Source organism: [Lactobacillus] rogosae (genome assembly GCA_900112995.1).
Lineage (GTDB): Bacteria > Bacillota > Clostridia > Lachnospirales > Lachnospiraceae > Lachnospira > Lachnospira rogosae.
In genome coordinates this window covers 142,623-157,848 of record FONU01000003.1, presented here as the reverse complement: position 1 = coordinate 157,848, position 15,226 = coordinate 142,623, and the positions used below count along the sequence as shown (strand labels likewise).

Here is a 15,226-nt window from a genome sequence, read left to right as displayed (position 1 = left end):
TCTATCATTATACCGGCTGTTTTATATTATAGCTGTTTAATTACCTGTTAATTCTGTTCTTCTTCACATCAGCAACTACAAGTCCTGCAACTAATACTGCAGCCATTAATGTTTCAAGAACATATAAGAATACTCTTGTTGTATCTCCTGTTGCAGCTGAATCCTTTGCTGTATCAGCCACATCTGCTACCTGTCCATTATTATCTGCTGTATCCGGGTCAACAGCCTTTATTATTTCTGCTGTATCCTGTGATAAGAAGTATAATGAGCAGTAGGTAATTGTATACTCAACATATCCGTCCTTAACAACGAGTCCCTTATTAACACCGCCTACTGATTCAACTCTGTTCTGTTCTTCATTGAAGTAGTAGAGGTATACTATATCTCCATCCTTATATTTGTTACCAACATATGTCTTGATTGTAGCTGGTCCAGGTAATGCTCCGTGATGACTGAATGAAAGATACATAAGATCATCACGTCCTGTAATTTCCTTAACCTCATTTTCTCTATCTGTATCGAATGAAATTGTTAAATCAATATCCATATCTGGCTGTGTAATTGTATCACTGTTGAACTTCCACTGATACTGGAGTCTGTTATTCTCATCTGTTACACCAACTGTAATGTCTTTCTGGTTTTCCTTCATCTTAGAGAATACATTAGAGCTGAGTGTAGGAGCTGCTTTGGCACTTACAATGCTTACCTCTGAAAGAGATGAATTAGTTAAACGCTCTGTAAGTTCGTTGTTTACATTTTCTACATTAGTAAGCTTATCCGCAGAGATAACTTCTGCTTCAACATTCTTGCCTGTTGTATCGCCATTATCAGATGGCTGCTCTGGCTGAGCAGGATGTTCTGGCTGGCTTGGCTGCTCTGGCTCACTTGGCTGTTCTGGTTCGCTTGGTGTGTCACTAGGTGTACTTGGTGTGTCACTAGGTGTACTTGGTGTATCACCTGGTGTTGAGTAATCTGCCGAGCGAACTAAAGCATATGTATTCTTTTCTACAACGATAGTTCTGCTTGGAACTAAAGATCCGCTTCTCACTAATTTACCATCTACTAATGAAAGCTTTACATAAGTCTGTTCATTATCAAACTTAGCATTTAATACAGTTGGATCAGTAAATCTATATGTAAATCCATCTGCTAATGCACTGCTTGCTGATACATATCTTACTGCTAATGTTGGATCCATAACCTTTTCAAAATCAGCATTGTTTGATGTAATTTCAACTGCTGGTCTTTCTATAGTAACATCCTTAGCTTCAACATTTTCAAGCTTGTATGTTGAAGTTGTAGCTGAACCTGCACTTCTTCCGATGTTAGAATCATAGAAGTTAACTGTTATGCCTGCATCCTCAGCATTCTTAATCATATTAATTGTCTCAGCATCAAATGTAACCTTATCTGTGCATACATTAATTGATGATGATATATTTTTCTTAGCATTGTATTTAACGATATTCTTTATTGTCTGAACATCAGGATTAGCAATATATGAATATTCTGTACCATCATAATCTCCACCTGATACTGTTGCAGTCTTTATAAAGTTATCATTATCTAAAGATATTGTGAAGTATTCACTATTAGAATCACTTTCTGTAAAGTTCCTTGTATATCCGTATGTTCTCTGTACCACTGGAATACAGCTTCCATCATCTACAGCATATACGTTAAATCTTCCATCACCTGAATTGTAAAATATGCTTCTAAAGCTTACGCCCTTAATTGATGGTATAGTTCCTACCTTATATACATATTCAGGTGTTCCGCCTGCAAATGTAGTTGATAATGTGCTTGCATCTTTACTTAATGTAATCTTAGGTATATCTACAGAAACAGCTTCATTATTAAGGAAATAGCCATCGAATTCAACAGTCATTCCAGATATCTTACTAGCTTTATCAAAAGCTGTCACAGAAATTCTACGTCTTGCTGATATAAGCTTTTCTGCTGCTTCTTTTGATAAGCTAATCTTATCACCTGCATAGTATGCACTGCTATAATATGTATAACCATTATTATTTGAAATAATACCATTTACTACATCATCATTGAATACATTATAGCAGTCATAATCTGTATAGCTGCCATACTTGTTAGTTACTTTTTCAGTATCCATTAACGAATCCTTGCTGTCAGCAACAAAGAAACGAATCTGTCCTGCATTGTTATTGCTATAACTTACAGATGATGAACCTGAATATAGATATTATTAACACATATTATGTGGCAATCATAATGTAACTATCCTTAAAATGTCACTTTCTTAAATATATGCACGAAATAGGTTATCTCTGCGGCAGCTGTAATTATCCAGGAGCAGGGATATAACAGGAACAATGATGGTATAGTGTGGAAATGTGCAAATATTGTATACACCCATGCTACTCTGAACACACACGAACCTATAATAACCACTATTGTTGGAACTATAGTCTTGCCAAGTCCTCTTGATGCCGCTATCGTACAATCCATAAATGAGGATACAGCATACGATAAGCCCATAATCATAATCCTCTGCATACCTGCATCTATAACTTCTGGTTCACTTGTAAATAATGACAGGAACTGTCTTCCAAATATTATAAGAAGTCCTCCAAGTACCGCCGCCGCTAAAAAAGCATAAGCCATACTTATAAGGTAGCTTTTTAACATTCGTTTCTTGTTACACGCTCCCATATTCTGTCCCATAAAGCTTGAGCATGCAGTATAAAAAGCCATCATAACATTATATATAAGCATATCTGCATTAGCGGCGGCGGCATTTCCTGACACCATAACCGCACTGAATGAATTAACACCTGTCTGGATAAATAGATTAGCCATAGCAAATATAGCATTCTGGATACCTGCTGGAATTCCAAGCATAAGTATTACCTTTGACACACCTGGATAAAGCTTTAATTCTCTTACTCTTAACCGGCATCTGTCTGTGTCACTTCTTCTTAACAGATTAACCACTACAAATATTGCTGATATGTACTGGGCTGTTATACTAGCAAATGCGACACCATCCTCAGCCATACCTATCCCTATAACAAGTATAAGGTTAAGGCATACATTCACAACGCCTGCAAACGTAAGATATATAAGAGGCTTCTTAGTATCTCCGCTCGCACTCATAACCGCATTACCAAAGTTATATATAGCCATCGCCGGCATACCAAGTGCGTATATTCTAAAATAAAGTACCGCCCCATCTATAAGCTCTGTCTTAGTATTCATAAGTGACAGGAAGAATTCAGCACCCAATATACAAAGAACCAGCGCTGTAAGTCCTACAATAAGACAGAGAAGAAATGATGTATGAATAGTCTTTCGTACATTTTCTTTCTGACCTGCACCAAGCTGCTGTGCAACTCTTACATTCACACCACAGCCCATACCTATAAGAAATCCTGTAAATAATGTTACAAGCAATGATGTAGAGCCAACTGCTCCAAGTGCCTCGTAACTTGAAAATTTACCAACAACTGCCACATCTGACATATTAAACAGAACTTCCAAAATCTGTGCCAGCATAAGTGGAATACTGAACTTTAGTATTTTAACCGGTATCGAACCTGTAGTCATATCCATACCGCTTAGTGCTTTTGTATTATCGTTACCCATATATACCTCGATATTCTTTATTTTATTAAGCAAATCAAGCCCTTCAGACGGATACTGACTATAACACATTTATAATTCTTTTTCAATAAATAATTATATGCTTTAATTAGTAATTTTTATGTAGTTTTATTAAATATTTTGTCGTATAATGCTTTTTAGTACCAAAGGCCTACTGGCTAAGAATTGAGGTTATATATGTTTAATTTTAAATCATCTGATAATAAGACAACTATACAGGCAGCTGTATGGAAAGCTGAAAGCAAACCAATCGGCGTAATACAGCTTGTACACGGAATAACAGAATATATGGGAAGATATGACAAAGTTGCCCAGTATTTTACAAGCAAAGGATACGTTGTATGCGGTATTGACATTATAGGACACGGCCACTCACTACAGAATGGCAGCAGGAAAGCATATCTTGGCAAGAAAGGAAGCTGGGAATATGTGGTTAAAGACGTTCATACCTGCTACACCGAAATGAAGAAACGCTACCCTAAACTTCCTTATTATATTGTTGGTTTCTCTATGGGCTCATTCATCGTAAGGGATATGCTTTTATCTCCTCACTTAAGGACTAAGATTGACGGATGTTTCCTTATCGGAACTGGTTCTCAGCCACGTTTTATTCTCAAAGCAATAAGAAGTTATATCGACCACGCCTGTATGCAGGCTAACGGACAGAATTGCAGTCCGCTTATACAGTTCATTGCATTTGGAATGTACAATAATAAGATTAAAAATGCTACATCGCGTGCAGACTGGCTTCTCTATAATGAAGAAGAACGTGATAAATATCTTAACGACCCTCATATTCCAGCACAGATTACAGCAAGCCTTATGTATGAACTATTATCAGGAATGATTAACTGTGTATCTAAAAAGGCTAAGACAGCAAGCTTGGCACCTGTATATATTCTTAGCGGCAGTGATGATGCTGTAAGTGAATATGGAAAAAATATTAAAACTACCGTAAATTTAATGACTAAACAGGGATTTAATATAAAAGATATCGTGATATTTAATAATATGCGCCACGATATTTTACACGAAAAAGATAACATCAAGGTTCTTGATTATATATATGAAGCTATAACGCACTAAATAACTAGATATAATAGATACAATAAATATATATAATAAATACATATTGTATAAATATACGCAGTAATATCTATAGCAATATATTAGATATATAATAAATGTATATTGTGTTAAATATATTTAGTAATATTTATAGCAAACACATAATAAGTATACAATAAATACATATTATATAAATATACACAGCCAGGCTATACATATATAAATGCCAGCAGGCAGTACATACCTTTTATCTAAGGTACTGTACTGCCTGTGTTGCTGCCATAGCACCATCTGCTGCGGCTGTTATTACTTGTCTTAATATTTTCGTTCTGACATCACCTGCCACGAATAAACCTCTGGCTGATGTAACACAATCTTCACCTGCTATTACATGTCCTGAATTATCAAGTTCTGCAATACCCTTAAGAAGCTCTGTCTGTGGGCTCATTCCAACGGCAACAAATAATCCATTAACGTCAATGCCTGTATCATTATCAAGTATTATCCTCTCAAGATTATTACTGCCTTCCACTTTCTTTACTGTTCTGTTAGTGCATATGTGCACATTCGTACGTTCCTTTAACTTTGCAAGAAGTGAAGCCGCTCCACGGAATTCTTCCCTTCTGTGTATAATATATACGTTGGCACATATATCTGAAAGATAAAGTGCATCAGAAAGTGCTGTGTCACCGCCACCTACTACTGCGACATCTTTATCCTTATAAAATGCTCCGTCACATACGGCACAATATGATATTCCTTTGCCTGTATACTGTTCTTCATTCTCTGCCTGTAACTTTTTATGGCTACAGCCAGCCGCATATATTACGCATCGGGCTTTCCTAGTGCTTCCGTCTGATAACTCTAATTCCCATATGTCATCAACAGGGGTAAGTCTAGTAACATTATTATCTTCTATTGTTACTCCAAGCGAAAGTGCGTGTTCCCTGAAACTTTCGCCCAGGTCATAACCGCTTATTGCTGGAATACCAAGATAATTGTCTACTTTACTGCTGTCAGCTATCTGTCCTGTTCCCATAAATTCTTTCTCTATAACAGTAACTGATAATCCAGCCCTGACAACATATATAGCAGCAGATAGTCCTGCCGGACCACTTCCTATAATAATAACATCTGAAATATCCGTTAGATTACTCATAATAAATCTCCATTCCTATCGCACTGAACTACTATTTATTCGCTTCTTCGCCGTGCACAATGCCTTCTTCGCCATGCACGCCGGCTTTTCGCCGTGCACAACGCCTTTTTCGCCGTGCACGTTCCATAAAGCAAAGCTTTATGGAACTGCCGGGCTTTCGCCCTATCGTAATAAACTATTAACCATCGCTTTGTGCAAGCACAGCAATGGTTAATAGTTTATTACGGCACGGCTCAATGCTTTATCATATTATTCTCAGATCTTCTTTATTTGATACATTGCCTTCAATATGGAATGAATTAAGCACTGGTTCATCTATATTCATAAGTGAAAGTATCATATAACTTGCTTTGCTGTCATATGCAAGTCTCTTATCCTCATCAGATGGTCTTGATGGTGACTCTGGATGTGAATGCCAGTTGCCAAGAGGAACTAAACCATTAGCTCTCATATCTTTAACTGCCGCTAACTGTTCCTTAGGATCCATTGAAAAATGCTCATTGGAATGGTCAATATTAGTAAGAAGATATATCTTTTTTATGTGCTTATCTCCATTTTCTATTGTTCCTCCAATAAGACCACAAGCCTCCTCTGGAAGATTCTTCTTAGCATATTCAAGTATTGTATCAAAATCACTCTTATTAAATGTAATCACTTTGTGACGCCTCCTTATTGTCCTTATGATTGGATATAATTATTAGTGGTCTTCACAAACTACCTGCTCATAATCAATAAGTTCTGTGATAGTTGGATGCTTTCCACATACAGCACAGCCATCAGTATCAGATGGCAACTTAATCTTATGGAATTCCTGTGTTATAGCATCATATGTAAGGAGATGACCTGTAAGTAAATCCCCTACACCAAGTATATACTTGATTGCTTCCATAGCCTGAAGGCTTCCGATAACACCACCCATAGCTCCGATAACACCAGCCTGCTTGCATGTAGGTACTGCATCCTTTGGTGGTGGATTTTTAAATACACATCTGTAGCAAGGTCCTTCTCCCGGAACATAAGTCATAAGCTGACCCTTAAATCTGATTATTCCTGCGTGAGAGAATGGCTTCTTAGCCATTACACAGGCATCATTAATAAGGAACTTAGCTGGGAAATTATCTGTTCCATCGATTACGAAATCATAGTCCTTGATAATATCCATTATGTTATCACTTGTAATGAATTCTCTATATGTGTTAACTGTTACATCTGGATTCATAGCATTAATTGTCTCTTTAGCTGACTGAACCTTTGCTTTGCCTACATCTGCTGTCTGATGTATTATCTGTCTCTGAAGATTACTAAGATCTACCTCATCCGCATCTGCAATTCCTATTGTTCCAACACCTGCTGCTGCTAAATACATAGCTGCTGGTGCTCCAAGTCCACCTGCACCTATTATAAGCACTTTGGCATTAAGAAGCTTCTTCTGTCCCTTAGCACCAACTTCTTTTAAAATGATATGACGTGAATAACGTTCTATCTGCTCATCTGTTAAAGCCATATATACCTCCTTTTAAAGTAGATCTTACTCCTTTTAAAGTAATTCTTACTTGAATCTGATATTTTAATACTATCTTGTGACATTATAGTTAATTACACTATTATAATTATCTCTGTCCGCCACCCATAAAGTATAAGAATTCAACATTATCACCATCTTTTAACTGGTATGTTTCTTTCTGGTCTCCTGGAATGAATTCTTCGTTGATTGAAACTGTAACATATTCTGGTGTTTCAACATTTTCAATTTCAAAAAGCTTTGGAAGTGTAATTCCCTCTTCATATTCTTTCTTTACTCCTGATACTGTTAACTGCATATTAAACCTCTTTCCTGCCTCTTAGGCATAATTATTTTTTATTAAAATCAATTAAATATTAGCATCTATCCAGCTTGTAAGTTCATCTTTTCTGAATACGCCTGTATGTCTTGCAGTTTCCTTTCCATCTTTAAAAAGAACAAGTGTAGGTGCTGCTGTTACTTCATATTCAGAAGCTGCATCTGCATCAAAGTTAATATTAACCTTGTATACCGAAAGGCTTCCTGCCCTCTCATCTTCCACTGTTCCAACAACTGGTGCAAGCCTTTTGCAAGGAACACAACTGTCTGAATAAAAATCAACAAGAACCGGAACTGAACTATTTAATACCTTCTCTTCAAAATCTGATAACTTTATTCTCTCAGCCATAAATCTTCTCCTTATTCTTCAACTTTTTTAACAATGAGTGTATATGTCTCATCATTATTATTAACAAGTTTAAGGATTTGATGTCCCTCATCTTTAATACTTCTTGGAACATTAGCTACCGGCTCTCCGTCATTCATACGGATTGCAATAACTTCACCATCATCTAATTCATCGATAGCAACCTTTGCCTTTACAAATGTAAGTGGGCAAACCTTATCTGTAATATCTACTGTATCGTCAATCTTAATTCCTTCAATCTCCATATTAGTCCTCCTTTTTCTTAAACCGTATAAGTTCAAAAGCCTTATCGTGTAAGCATATACGAATTTATAATCTTTTGACTATAAATTTTATTATTTACCCTCGTAAGCAGCTTTAATAGCTTTTCTAAATTCATCCTCACCTACTCTTTGTAATGTAAGTCTGAATCTCTCTCCTGGGTTAGCATTCTTTTCAAAGAAGCCGATTGCTGCATCTGTTACTCTGAAAAGTGTCTCTTCATCTTTAATAAGTGGAAGAAGCTGTTCGCCTTTGTATATCTGGTTACCAAATAATCCACCAAATGATACAATATAACCACTCTGGCCTTCCCAAGCTTCTGTAGGACAAGCCTTTACACAACGTCCACAGTTATTACACTTAGTTCTATCAATAGTAACTGTATTATTAGCACAGCTTATAGCACCCATTCTACAAGCTTTCTCACACACGCCACAATTGATACATTTATCTTCTACCCAGGTTACGTCCATACCACCTTTAACACCGATATCATTCTCCTCTGCCTTAAGACAGTTATTCTGACAACCTGTTACGCCAAACTTGAACTTATGTGGAAGTTCTCTTCCGAAGTAATGTTCATCAAGCTTCTTAGCAAGTTCATATGTATTAATACAGCCGCTTGGACAGACTTCATTACCCTGACAAGCAGTAACTGTACGAACTCTTGGTCCACATACACCCGGCTTAACACCACCATCTGCTAAAGCTGCTCTAACTTCTTCAATATTTTCAAAATTAATAAATGGAATTTCAACACCCTGTCTTGATGTCATATGTACATAACCTTTTCCATATTTATCAGCTACGTCAGCTACAGCTCTGATATTCTCAGATGTAAGATTACCACCAACTACCTGTATTCTTAATGAAAAATATCCTTTCTGCTTCTGTCTCATAAATCCGCCCTTTTTAAGTGCTGCATAATCAATCTTAGCCATAATTCTACCTCATTTCTATTCTTTTCTTAGTCGTTTTTTGATATTTAATTAGCTGCTTTTAACGCCTGTGTGAAATCTTCTATAAGGTCCTGCACATCTTCTATTCCTACGCTTATTCTCACCAGATCATCATATACACCAGCAATCTTCTTCTCTCCCTCTGTACTATGAGCACTGATTGTTGAGCTTGGATGTATAACCAATGTCTTAGTATCACCTATATTAGATACGTTAAGAGGAATCTGTAATGCATTAATAAACTTAAATGCTTTCTCCTTGCTTCCTGTACGGATTGTTATTATGCCACCAAACCCATTGTTAAGTTCTTTCTTAGCAATATTATAGAATTCGCTATTCTCAAGTCCAGGATAATTAACACTAAGATTACCATAATTATCATTAAGATACTTGGCTAATGTCATTGCATTACTACAGACACGTTCCATTCTTATTCCAAGTGTCTCCATTCCAAGAATGTTATAAAATGCATTCTGTGGTGATAAGCAAGCCCCTGTATTACGATATATTCCATTTCTTAACTTGGCTGTATACGCATATGGACCATATTTCTTAAAATCTTTCATACCAGGATATTTTATAATATCCCATTTAAAATTACCAGAATCAGTTATGACACCACTGATTGAATTACTATTGCCATTAACATACTTCGATGTTGAATTAACAACTATATCCGCACCATACTCTATTGGCTTAATAAGATATGCTGTAGCAACTGTGTTATCAACGATAAATGGAACGCCTGCCCTATGAGCTTCATCAGCTATTAATCTGATATCTGTTACATCAAGTCTTGGGTTACCAATTGTCTCTGCAAAATAAAGCCTAGTATTCTCATTCGTAGCTGCCCTGAACTGTTCCACATCATTATTATTAACATAATGTGTCTTAATTCCAAAGCTTTCTAAATCCCTGAATAAATCAATGCTTCCGCCATATAAGCTTGCACTGCATACAATCTCGTCACCACTTTGTAATATATTAGTAAAGGCATTCGTTATTGCTGCCATACCTGATGAACAGGCAACACTCGCAACACCGCCCTCAAGAACTGTCATTCTTTTCTCAAATGCTTCTATTGTTGGATTGCTAATTCTACTGTATGAAAATCCAGGTGCCATATTATTAAATATCTTCTCGAGTGTCTCAGCACTCGCATGCTCAAATGCACTTGACTGATATATAGGTGTCTGTGTCGCACCAGTATTCTTATCTCCTCTGAAATCGCCATGAAGTAAAGCTGTATTAAATCTCATATCATTATCTCCATTTCGTATAAACTACAAACCTACTTGTTTAATATGAATTGAATTTTAACCCTTATGTTAATATTTGTCAATAGTTATTTCATATAAATTCGGTATGTAAATATGAATTGAATAAATTAGCGGTTTATGATACTCTATTCACATATATTTATTATAAGGAAAATAACAACTATGACCAATAAAACCAACTCAAAATCAAACAGCCGTTCAAGACATATATACATATATATATTGCTCTTTGGACTTTTAATAACAGCTTCTTTTCTAAGCGTTATGCTAGGAAGCGTATATATCAATCCAGCAGATATACTAAAATGCTTCTTTACCCCCGACAAGACTTCTGTGACTTACATATTAATAATGAACATACGTCTTCCTCGTATGCTTGGTGCCATTATTGCCGGTATGGGACTTTCTGTTGCTGGTGTTATCCTTCAGGGCGTTATGAATAATGCACTTGCAAGTCCTAATACAATAGGTGTCAATTCCGGTGCAGGCTTCTTTGTAATGCTTGCTATGATGTTATTCCCTCATTCAGTATATGCCACATCTATAGCTTCATTTGTAGGTGCACTTTTAACAACACTTGCCATATATGCACTTGCATATATGGCTGACAGCTCACGAACAACCATTATACTTGCTGGAATAACTGTATCTTCCTTTCTTAATGCAGGTATTAACACTATCAAATTAATAAATACAGATATAACCCTTAATATCACTTCTTTTCTTATGGGTACTTTATCCGGACTTACATTTAACAAAATAGCACTGCCAGCAATTGGAATTATAGCTGCTGTACTTGTATCCTTCATTCTGGCCAAGCCGCTTAATATACTTTCATTAGGTGATGACTATGCCCGCTCTTTAGGATTGAATGTTCCACTTACAAGATTCTTTCTTCTTGTATTATCAAGCATAATGGCAGGTCTTGTTGTAAGCTTTGCTGGCCTATTAAGCTTCATAGGTCTTATTGTTCCTCATATATGCAGGACTTTATTCGGAAGTGATGCAAGATACCTCCTGCCAACAAGTGCTTTGCTTGGTGCTTCATTTGTACTTATATGTGATATCATTGGTCGTCTTATAGCTGCTCCATATGAACTTCCTGCTGGAATAATTATGGCTTTTATCGGAGGTCCATTCTTTATGTACCTTTTATTAAAGAAAAAAGGAGGCAGACGAATAAATGCTTAAATATGAACACGTTAATGTAGCCGTATCCAGAACCAATATATTAAATGATATTAATATAACATTTCCAAAAGGACAGATAACAACGATAATCGGTCCTAATGGATGCGGCAAAACAACCCTTCTTCAGTGCCTTAATGGCTGTTCTAAAGTTACAGCAGGCACTATTACAGTAGATAATGAAAATATCCTGTCACTGCCATTAAAAGAAAGAGCCAAAAGAATAGCATTTCTTCCGCAAATAAGAACCGTTATCCCTGTACTTCCTGTAAGAACATTAGTAGAACACGGCAGATTTCCTTATCTTGGCTTTACAAGACGTAAAACAGATAAAGATAATGAAATAGTCAATAATTCAATGGAATTCACTAATGTAATGCCTTATTCTGAAGATAATACCGACACACTTTCTGGCGGAATAAGGCAGCGTGTATTCTTCTCTATGATACTCGCACAGGACAGCCGGATTATAATTATGGACGAACCTGTCACTTATCTTGACCTTGAGGGCAAGAGGACTTTCTTCTCTATGGTCAATAAACTTAAAAAATCAGGCAAAACAATCATTCTTGTACTACACGATTTATCTGATGCAATAAGAATATCTGATAATCTTGTTATAATGAACGACCGTAAGATTGCAATAAGTGACACACCCGCCAACTGCCTTAAAACACATATTATTGAAGATGTATTCCACACAACCTATAAAAAATTCTCTGATGATGAGGGTGACTATTATATTTTTATGTAATTATACATTTATATAATTATCCTTATATATACTGCCATTCTTATCAATGTACCATTTCTGCACCTGCCAGCTATTCATACTATCTGGCAGACTGCGGATTGTATTACTGCCTATGCCTGTATACCAGAGTTCATCATCAGGTGTCCTCTTAATAAGAGTATCACAATAGGTCGTTGATGAAGCTTTAATATACATAAATCTTTGCTGCTGCCACTGTGCATATAGATTAACTGTGTCCTCTGAAAGCTTTGTAAGTTCAGTTACAGCTTCCAGCGGATAATACATATCACCACTCCCATCAGCCTCAGTATTCCACCCATCAAACTTAAACAGCTTTCTTGACGGACTCTGCCCCGATAATGAAACCTCCGAACCGTACACCGTATTAATATCCTGTGGCATATTGCTTACCACTGACGATGTATTAGATATATATTTTATAACTTTATCCTTCGGCTTCCACCTGGCATATACCGTATAATCACTGTAGCTGGCTTCTTTTAATACATTACTGCAAGCCTTGCCCTTGCTATCCCACAGCATAACATATTCACTGTCTGTATCAAATGTAAGCTCGTCCCTGTTAGAAGTTGTATTAGATGCTTTACTATAACCATACCACCCCTCAAATATATATCCTTCCTTAGCCGGAATTGATACATCTCCTCTGTCAGCTCCCCAGTTCGTATCAGTAAGTGTCCCTGCTTCCTCCTTATCAAGCAATCCACCATCTGCATCATAATATATGGTATTACTATCCAGAGAACATATCGTAATCTCTCTTATAAATTGTCCTATCTTACCAAGTTCGTGTTCAGGTGCACCAATCCCAAAATCAACATCCCTGTTAAAATATGTCCTTAACTCATAATCTGCACTGTCACCATTAGTATGAATAGTATAATCTAAATTACCTCCTGTATCATTACCTCCACACACTATGTCGCTCACTGTTGTGTCAGCATTAATCTGACAATTTGACCTGTCATACTTGTTGTGGTATCCCGTATTCTGCTGTCCAAAATTAACTCCTATATCCCAATATTTCAAAGTATTCCACCCATATGCAGTAAGCTTAAAGCTTACTCTGTAATCTCCCGCCGGAAGCCATGTATATGGTCCATATATTGTCGTATTAGTGCCTATTGTCCCTGTTAAATCCTCACTCCATATAAGCATAGCATTGCGCCAGTCTGATGATATTGTATAATTCTTTGTCTTAATCTTGTGATCGCAGCCGTCCCAGTATGTAAATTCAATACTATTATTATTCAAATCAATAACATCTTTTTTATGTAAAAATGCTGATGTATTAACGTCCGCCATACACTCTGTTACGCCGCATATAATAAACAGCATTATTGCTGTAATTCTTATAAATGCAGTCTTTAACGGCTTACATTTTAATATTATTAAACGTAATTTATTATTATTCATATATGTATTAAGTAAAAAAATCCTATAATTATATCTTTTCGTTCTTTTTTGCAAATTCTATTTCCTTTCCGCATCATTCACTAAACTATAGTTAAACATTTATTGTAACAGCAAATATCATTACTGTAATTAATTATGGCTGTTACGCTATTTTTTATTATTCTTACATTATAACTATGTTATTTCTTATATTATTAGGATAACGGTGTTTCTTCTCAATTTTCACATTGTTATAATATTTATTATATAATTAATATTTCGGGATTATTATTATTAAATATTGGGATTAACTGGGACATATATTGTATTGGTGTATAGAATTAATTCATTAAGTATACTTTATATAAAGAATATCATATAAATTTATAATATGCAAGTGTTTTTATAATTAATATACTAAAAGAATACTACTTTAAATGTTTTATTCATAGCTTTATCCAATATGGAACATATACTATTATGCAACAAAAAAGGAACTCTCGCTGAGTTCCTTAATCAAGTGCAGTCGGCGGGACTTGAACCCGCACCCAAGCAATATGGACTAGATCCTTAGTCTAGCGCGTATGCCAATTCCGCCACGACTGCTTATTTGTTATATCGGTCACCCGACTTGATTAATATTACATTATTGTATGCCATTTGTCCAGCATTTTTTTACTATATTTTATATACCGTATTGTATGACATATTTTTTGATATAAACTAACAGCAATTAATCTATTATCCTGCTAATTGACTATTAACAAAATTTTCTTAATATGCTATTATCTTCATATTAACAGACTATAGAAAGGATTGGCGGTATTGTTATGAAGAAACGATGTTTACGCTTATTAAGCTGCATATTTATAATAGCAATGTTCTTTGGCGGACTGTGTTTCTACAATGTGCAGACTGCTCTCACTGAGATATCGTATGAAACAGAAGCTGATTTCCACGATTTCCAGCTTATTACTACGCCAAAATCTTCTATAAATGATTACAGACCATGTACATCAGAGATGCTTGGTAATCAGACAGCTATTACTTCAGAAAATGTGTTGCCAAGAATGGGAACACGTCTATTAATACGCTCAATTGCCGCTGTTATTTTACATAATAACTTTAATATTGACAATTTCTATCATATATATTCATTTAATTATTCTTTGGATATCAATCCATCTTATTCAACGATTATTGTTGATTATATCCATAAAAAGGATGGTTCAAAATAATTATCTCAAAATGAATTCATATAATATGCAATAAATAATTATGTATAAAATGTGTAT

General features: G+C 35.7%; 15 protein-coding genes and 1 tRNA gene. 4 read left to right on the top strand and 12 right to left on the bottom strand.

Going from position 1 to position 15,226, the window contains the following annotated elements; translation table 11 throughout:
* Nucleotides 1-40: 40 nt before the first annotated feature.
* Together BM157_RS00705 and BM157_RS00700 are read right to left on the bottom strand one after the other, a co-directional pair.
* Nucleotides 41-2,128 (bottom strand): hypothetical protein, encoded by a 2,088-nt coding sequence (locus BM157_RS00705; protein WP_090139518.1) that lies wholly within the window; start codon nt 2,126-2,128, stop codon nt 41-43.
* Between the two features lie 131 nt (nt 2,129-2,259).
* Complete coding sequence (locus BM157_RS00700; RefSeq protein WP_090139569.1) at nt 2,260-3,621, bottom strand: MATE family efflux transporter; 1,362 nt, start codon at nt 3,619-3,621, stop codon at nt 2,260-2,262.
* Nucleotides 3,622-3,816: 195 nt separating this feature from the next.
* Here BM157_RS00700 and BM157_RS00695 point away from each other — a divergent pair, with 195 nt between their 5' ends.
* Complete coding sequence (locus BM157_RS00695) at nt 3,817-4,725, top strand: alpha/beta fold hydrolase (protein WP_090139515.1); 909 nt, start codon at nt 3,817-3,819, stop codon at nt 4,723-4,725.
* Between the two features lie 229 nt (nt 4,726-4,954).
* On the opposite strand, the gene BM157_RS00690 is transcribed toward BM157_RS00695, so the two are convergent.
* From BM157_RS00690 to BM157_RS00655, 8 genes are all read right to left on the bottom strand, one after another.
* Nucleotides 4,955-5,866, bottom strand: coding sequence for an NAD(P)/FAD-dependent oxidoreductase (locus tag BM157_RS00690; protein ID WP_070101464.1), 912 nt, complete (start codon nt 5,864-5,866; stop codon nt 4,955-4,957).
* 244 nt (nt 5,867-6,110) lie between these two features.
* Nucleotides 6,111-6,521 (bottom strand): M67 family metallopeptidase, encoded by a 411-nt coding sequence (locus BM157_RS00685; RefSeq protein WP_022502830.1) that lies wholly within the window; start codon nt 6,519-6,521, stop codon nt 6,111-6,113.
* Nucleotides 6,522-6,563: 42 nt separating this feature from the next.
* Nucleotides 6,564-7,370, bottom strand: coding sequence for a thiazole biosynthesis adenylyltransferase ThiF (thiF, locus tag BM157_RS00680; RefSeq protein WP_022502831.1), 807 nt, complete (start codon nt 7,368-7,370; stop codon nt 6,564-6,566).
* A gap of 106 nt (nt 7,371-7,476) precedes the next feature.
* Entirely contained in the window at nt 7,477-7,686 is a 210-nt protein-coding gene (gene thiS / locus BM157_RS00675; RefSeq protein WP_090139513.1) for a sulfur carrier protein ThiS, read from the bottom strand.
* A gap of 51 nt (nt 7,687-7,737) precedes the next feature.
* Nucleotides 7,738-8,055, bottom strand: coding sequence for a thioredoxin family protein (locus BM157_RS00670; protein ID WP_090139511.1), 318 nt, complete (start codon nt 8,053-8,055; stop codon nt 7,738-7,740).
* An 11-nt stretch (nt 8,056-8,066) separates the two neighbouring features.
* Nucleotides 8,067-8,318, bottom strand: a complete 252-nt coding sequence (locus BM157_RS00665; RefSeq protein WP_022502834.1) for a sulfurtransferase TusA family protein — start codon at nt 8,316-8,318, stop codon at nt 8,067-8,069.
* Between the two features lie 90 nt (nt 8,319-8,408).
* A complete protein-coding gene (locus tag BM157_RS00660) occupies nt 8,409-9,275 on the bottom strand; it encodes a 4Fe-4S binding protein (protein ID WP_022502835.1) in 867 nt (288 codons plus the stop codon).
* 44 nt (nt 9,276-9,319) lie between these two features.
* Nucleotides 9,320-10,552, bottom strand: a complete 1,233-nt coding sequence (locus BM157_RS00655; protein WP_022502836.1) for an O-acetylhomoserine aminocarboxypropyltransferase/cysteine synthase family protein — start codon at nt 10,550-10,552, stop codon at nt 9,320-9,322.
* A gap of 183 nt (nt 10,553-10,735) precedes the next feature.
* On the opposite strand from BM157_RS00655, the gene BM157_RS00650 reads away from it, so the two are divergent.
* Nucleotides 10,736-11,764, top strand: a complete 1,029-nt coding sequence (locus BM157_RS00650; protein ID WP_055175458.1) for a FecCD family ABC transporter permease — start codon at nt 10,736-10,738, stop codon at nt 11,762-11,764.
* Nucleotides 11,757-12,515, top strand: coding sequence for an ABC transporter ATP-binding protein (locus BM157_RS00645; protein WP_022502838.1), 759 nt, complete (start codon nt 11,757-11,759; stop codon nt 12,513-12,515). Before BM157_RS00650 ends, BM157_RS00645 begins: the two co-directional genes overlap by 8 nt.
* On the opposite strand, the gene BM157_RS00640 is transcribed toward BM157_RS00645, so the two are convergent.
* Nucleotides 12,516-13,952: an InlB B-repeat-containing protein gene (locus tag BM157_RS00640; protein ID WP_090139509.1), complete on the bottom strand. Its 1,437-nt coding sequence runs from the start codon at nt 13,950-13,952 to the stop codon at nt 12,516-12,518.
* Between the two features lie 500 nt (nt 13,953-14,452).
* A tRNA-Leu gene (locus tag BM157_RS00635) sits at nt 14,453-14,537 on the bottom strand.
* Nucleotides 14,538-14,761: 224 nt separating this feature from the next.
* On the opposite strand from BM157_RS00635, the gene BM157_RS00630 reads away from it, so the two are divergent.
* On the top strand, nt 14,762-15,169 hold the full coding sequence (locus BM157_RS00630) for a hypothetical protein (protein WP_090139507.1): 408 nt from the start codon (nt 14,762-14,764) through the stop codon (nt 15,167-15,169).
* Nucleotides 15,170-15,226: the final 57 nt, after the last annotated feature.

What these genes read in the sequence shown, in the direction of transcription:
- BM157_RS00705 (WP_090139518.1), bottom strand. Translation starts at nt 2,128, where the DNA reads ATGGATACTGAAAAAGTAACTAACAAGTATGGCAGCTATACAGATTAT.
- BM157_RS00700 (WP_090139569.1), bottom strand. Translation starts at nt 3,621, where the DNA reads ATGGGTAACGATAATACAAAAGCACTAAGCGGTATGGATATGACTACA.
- BM157_RS00695 (WP_090139515.1), top strand. Translation starts at nt 3,817, where the DNA reads ATGTTTAATTTTAAATCATCTGATAATAAGACAACTATACAGGCAGCT.
- BM157_RS00690 (WP_070101464.1), bottom strand. Translation starts at nt 5,866, where the DNA reads ATGAGTAATCTAACGGATATTTCAGATGTTATTATTATAGGAAGTGGT.
- thiF (WP_022502831.1), bottom strand. Translation starts at nt 7,370, where the DNA reads ATGGCTTTAACAGATGAGCAGATAGAACGTTATTCACGTCATATCATT.
- thiS (WP_090139513.1), bottom strand. Translation starts at nt 7,686, where the DNA reads ATGCAGTTAACAGTATCAGGAGTAAAGAAAGAATATGAAGAGGGAATT.
- BM157_RS00670 (WP_090139511.1), bottom strand. Translation starts at nt 8,055, where the DNA reads ATGGCTGAGAGAATAAAGTTATCAGATTTTGAAGAGAAGGTATTAAAT.
- BM157_RS00665 (WP_022502834.1), bottom strand. Translation starts at nt 8,318, where the DNA reads ATGGAGATTGAAGGAATTAAGATTGACGATACAGTAGATATTACAGAT.
- BM157_RS00660 (WP_022502835.1), bottom strand. Translation starts at nt 9,275, where the DNA reads ATGGCTAAGATTGATTATGCAGCACTTAAAAAGGGCGGATTTATGAGA.
- BM157_RS00655 (WP_022502836.1), bottom strand. Translation starts at nt 10,552, where the DNA reads ATGAGATTTAATACAGCTTTACTTCATGGCGATTTCAGAGGAGATAAG.
- BM157_RS00650 (WP_055175458.1), top strand. Translation starts at nt 10,736, where the DNA reads ATGACCAATAAAACCAACTCAAAATCAAACAGCCGTTCAAGACATATA.
- BM157_RS00645 (WP_022502838.1), top strand. Translation starts at nt 11,757, where the DNA reads ATGCTTAAATATGAACACGTTAATGTAGCCGTATCCAGAACCAATATA.
- BM157_RS00640 (WP_090139509.1), bottom strand. Translation starts at nt 13,952, where the DNA reads ATGAATAATAATAAATTACGTTTAATAATATTAAAATGTAAGCCGTTA.
- BM157_RS00630 (WP_090139507.1), top strand. Translation starts at nt 14,762, where the DNA reads ATGAAGAAACGATGTTTACGCTTATTAAGCTGCATATTTATAATAGCA.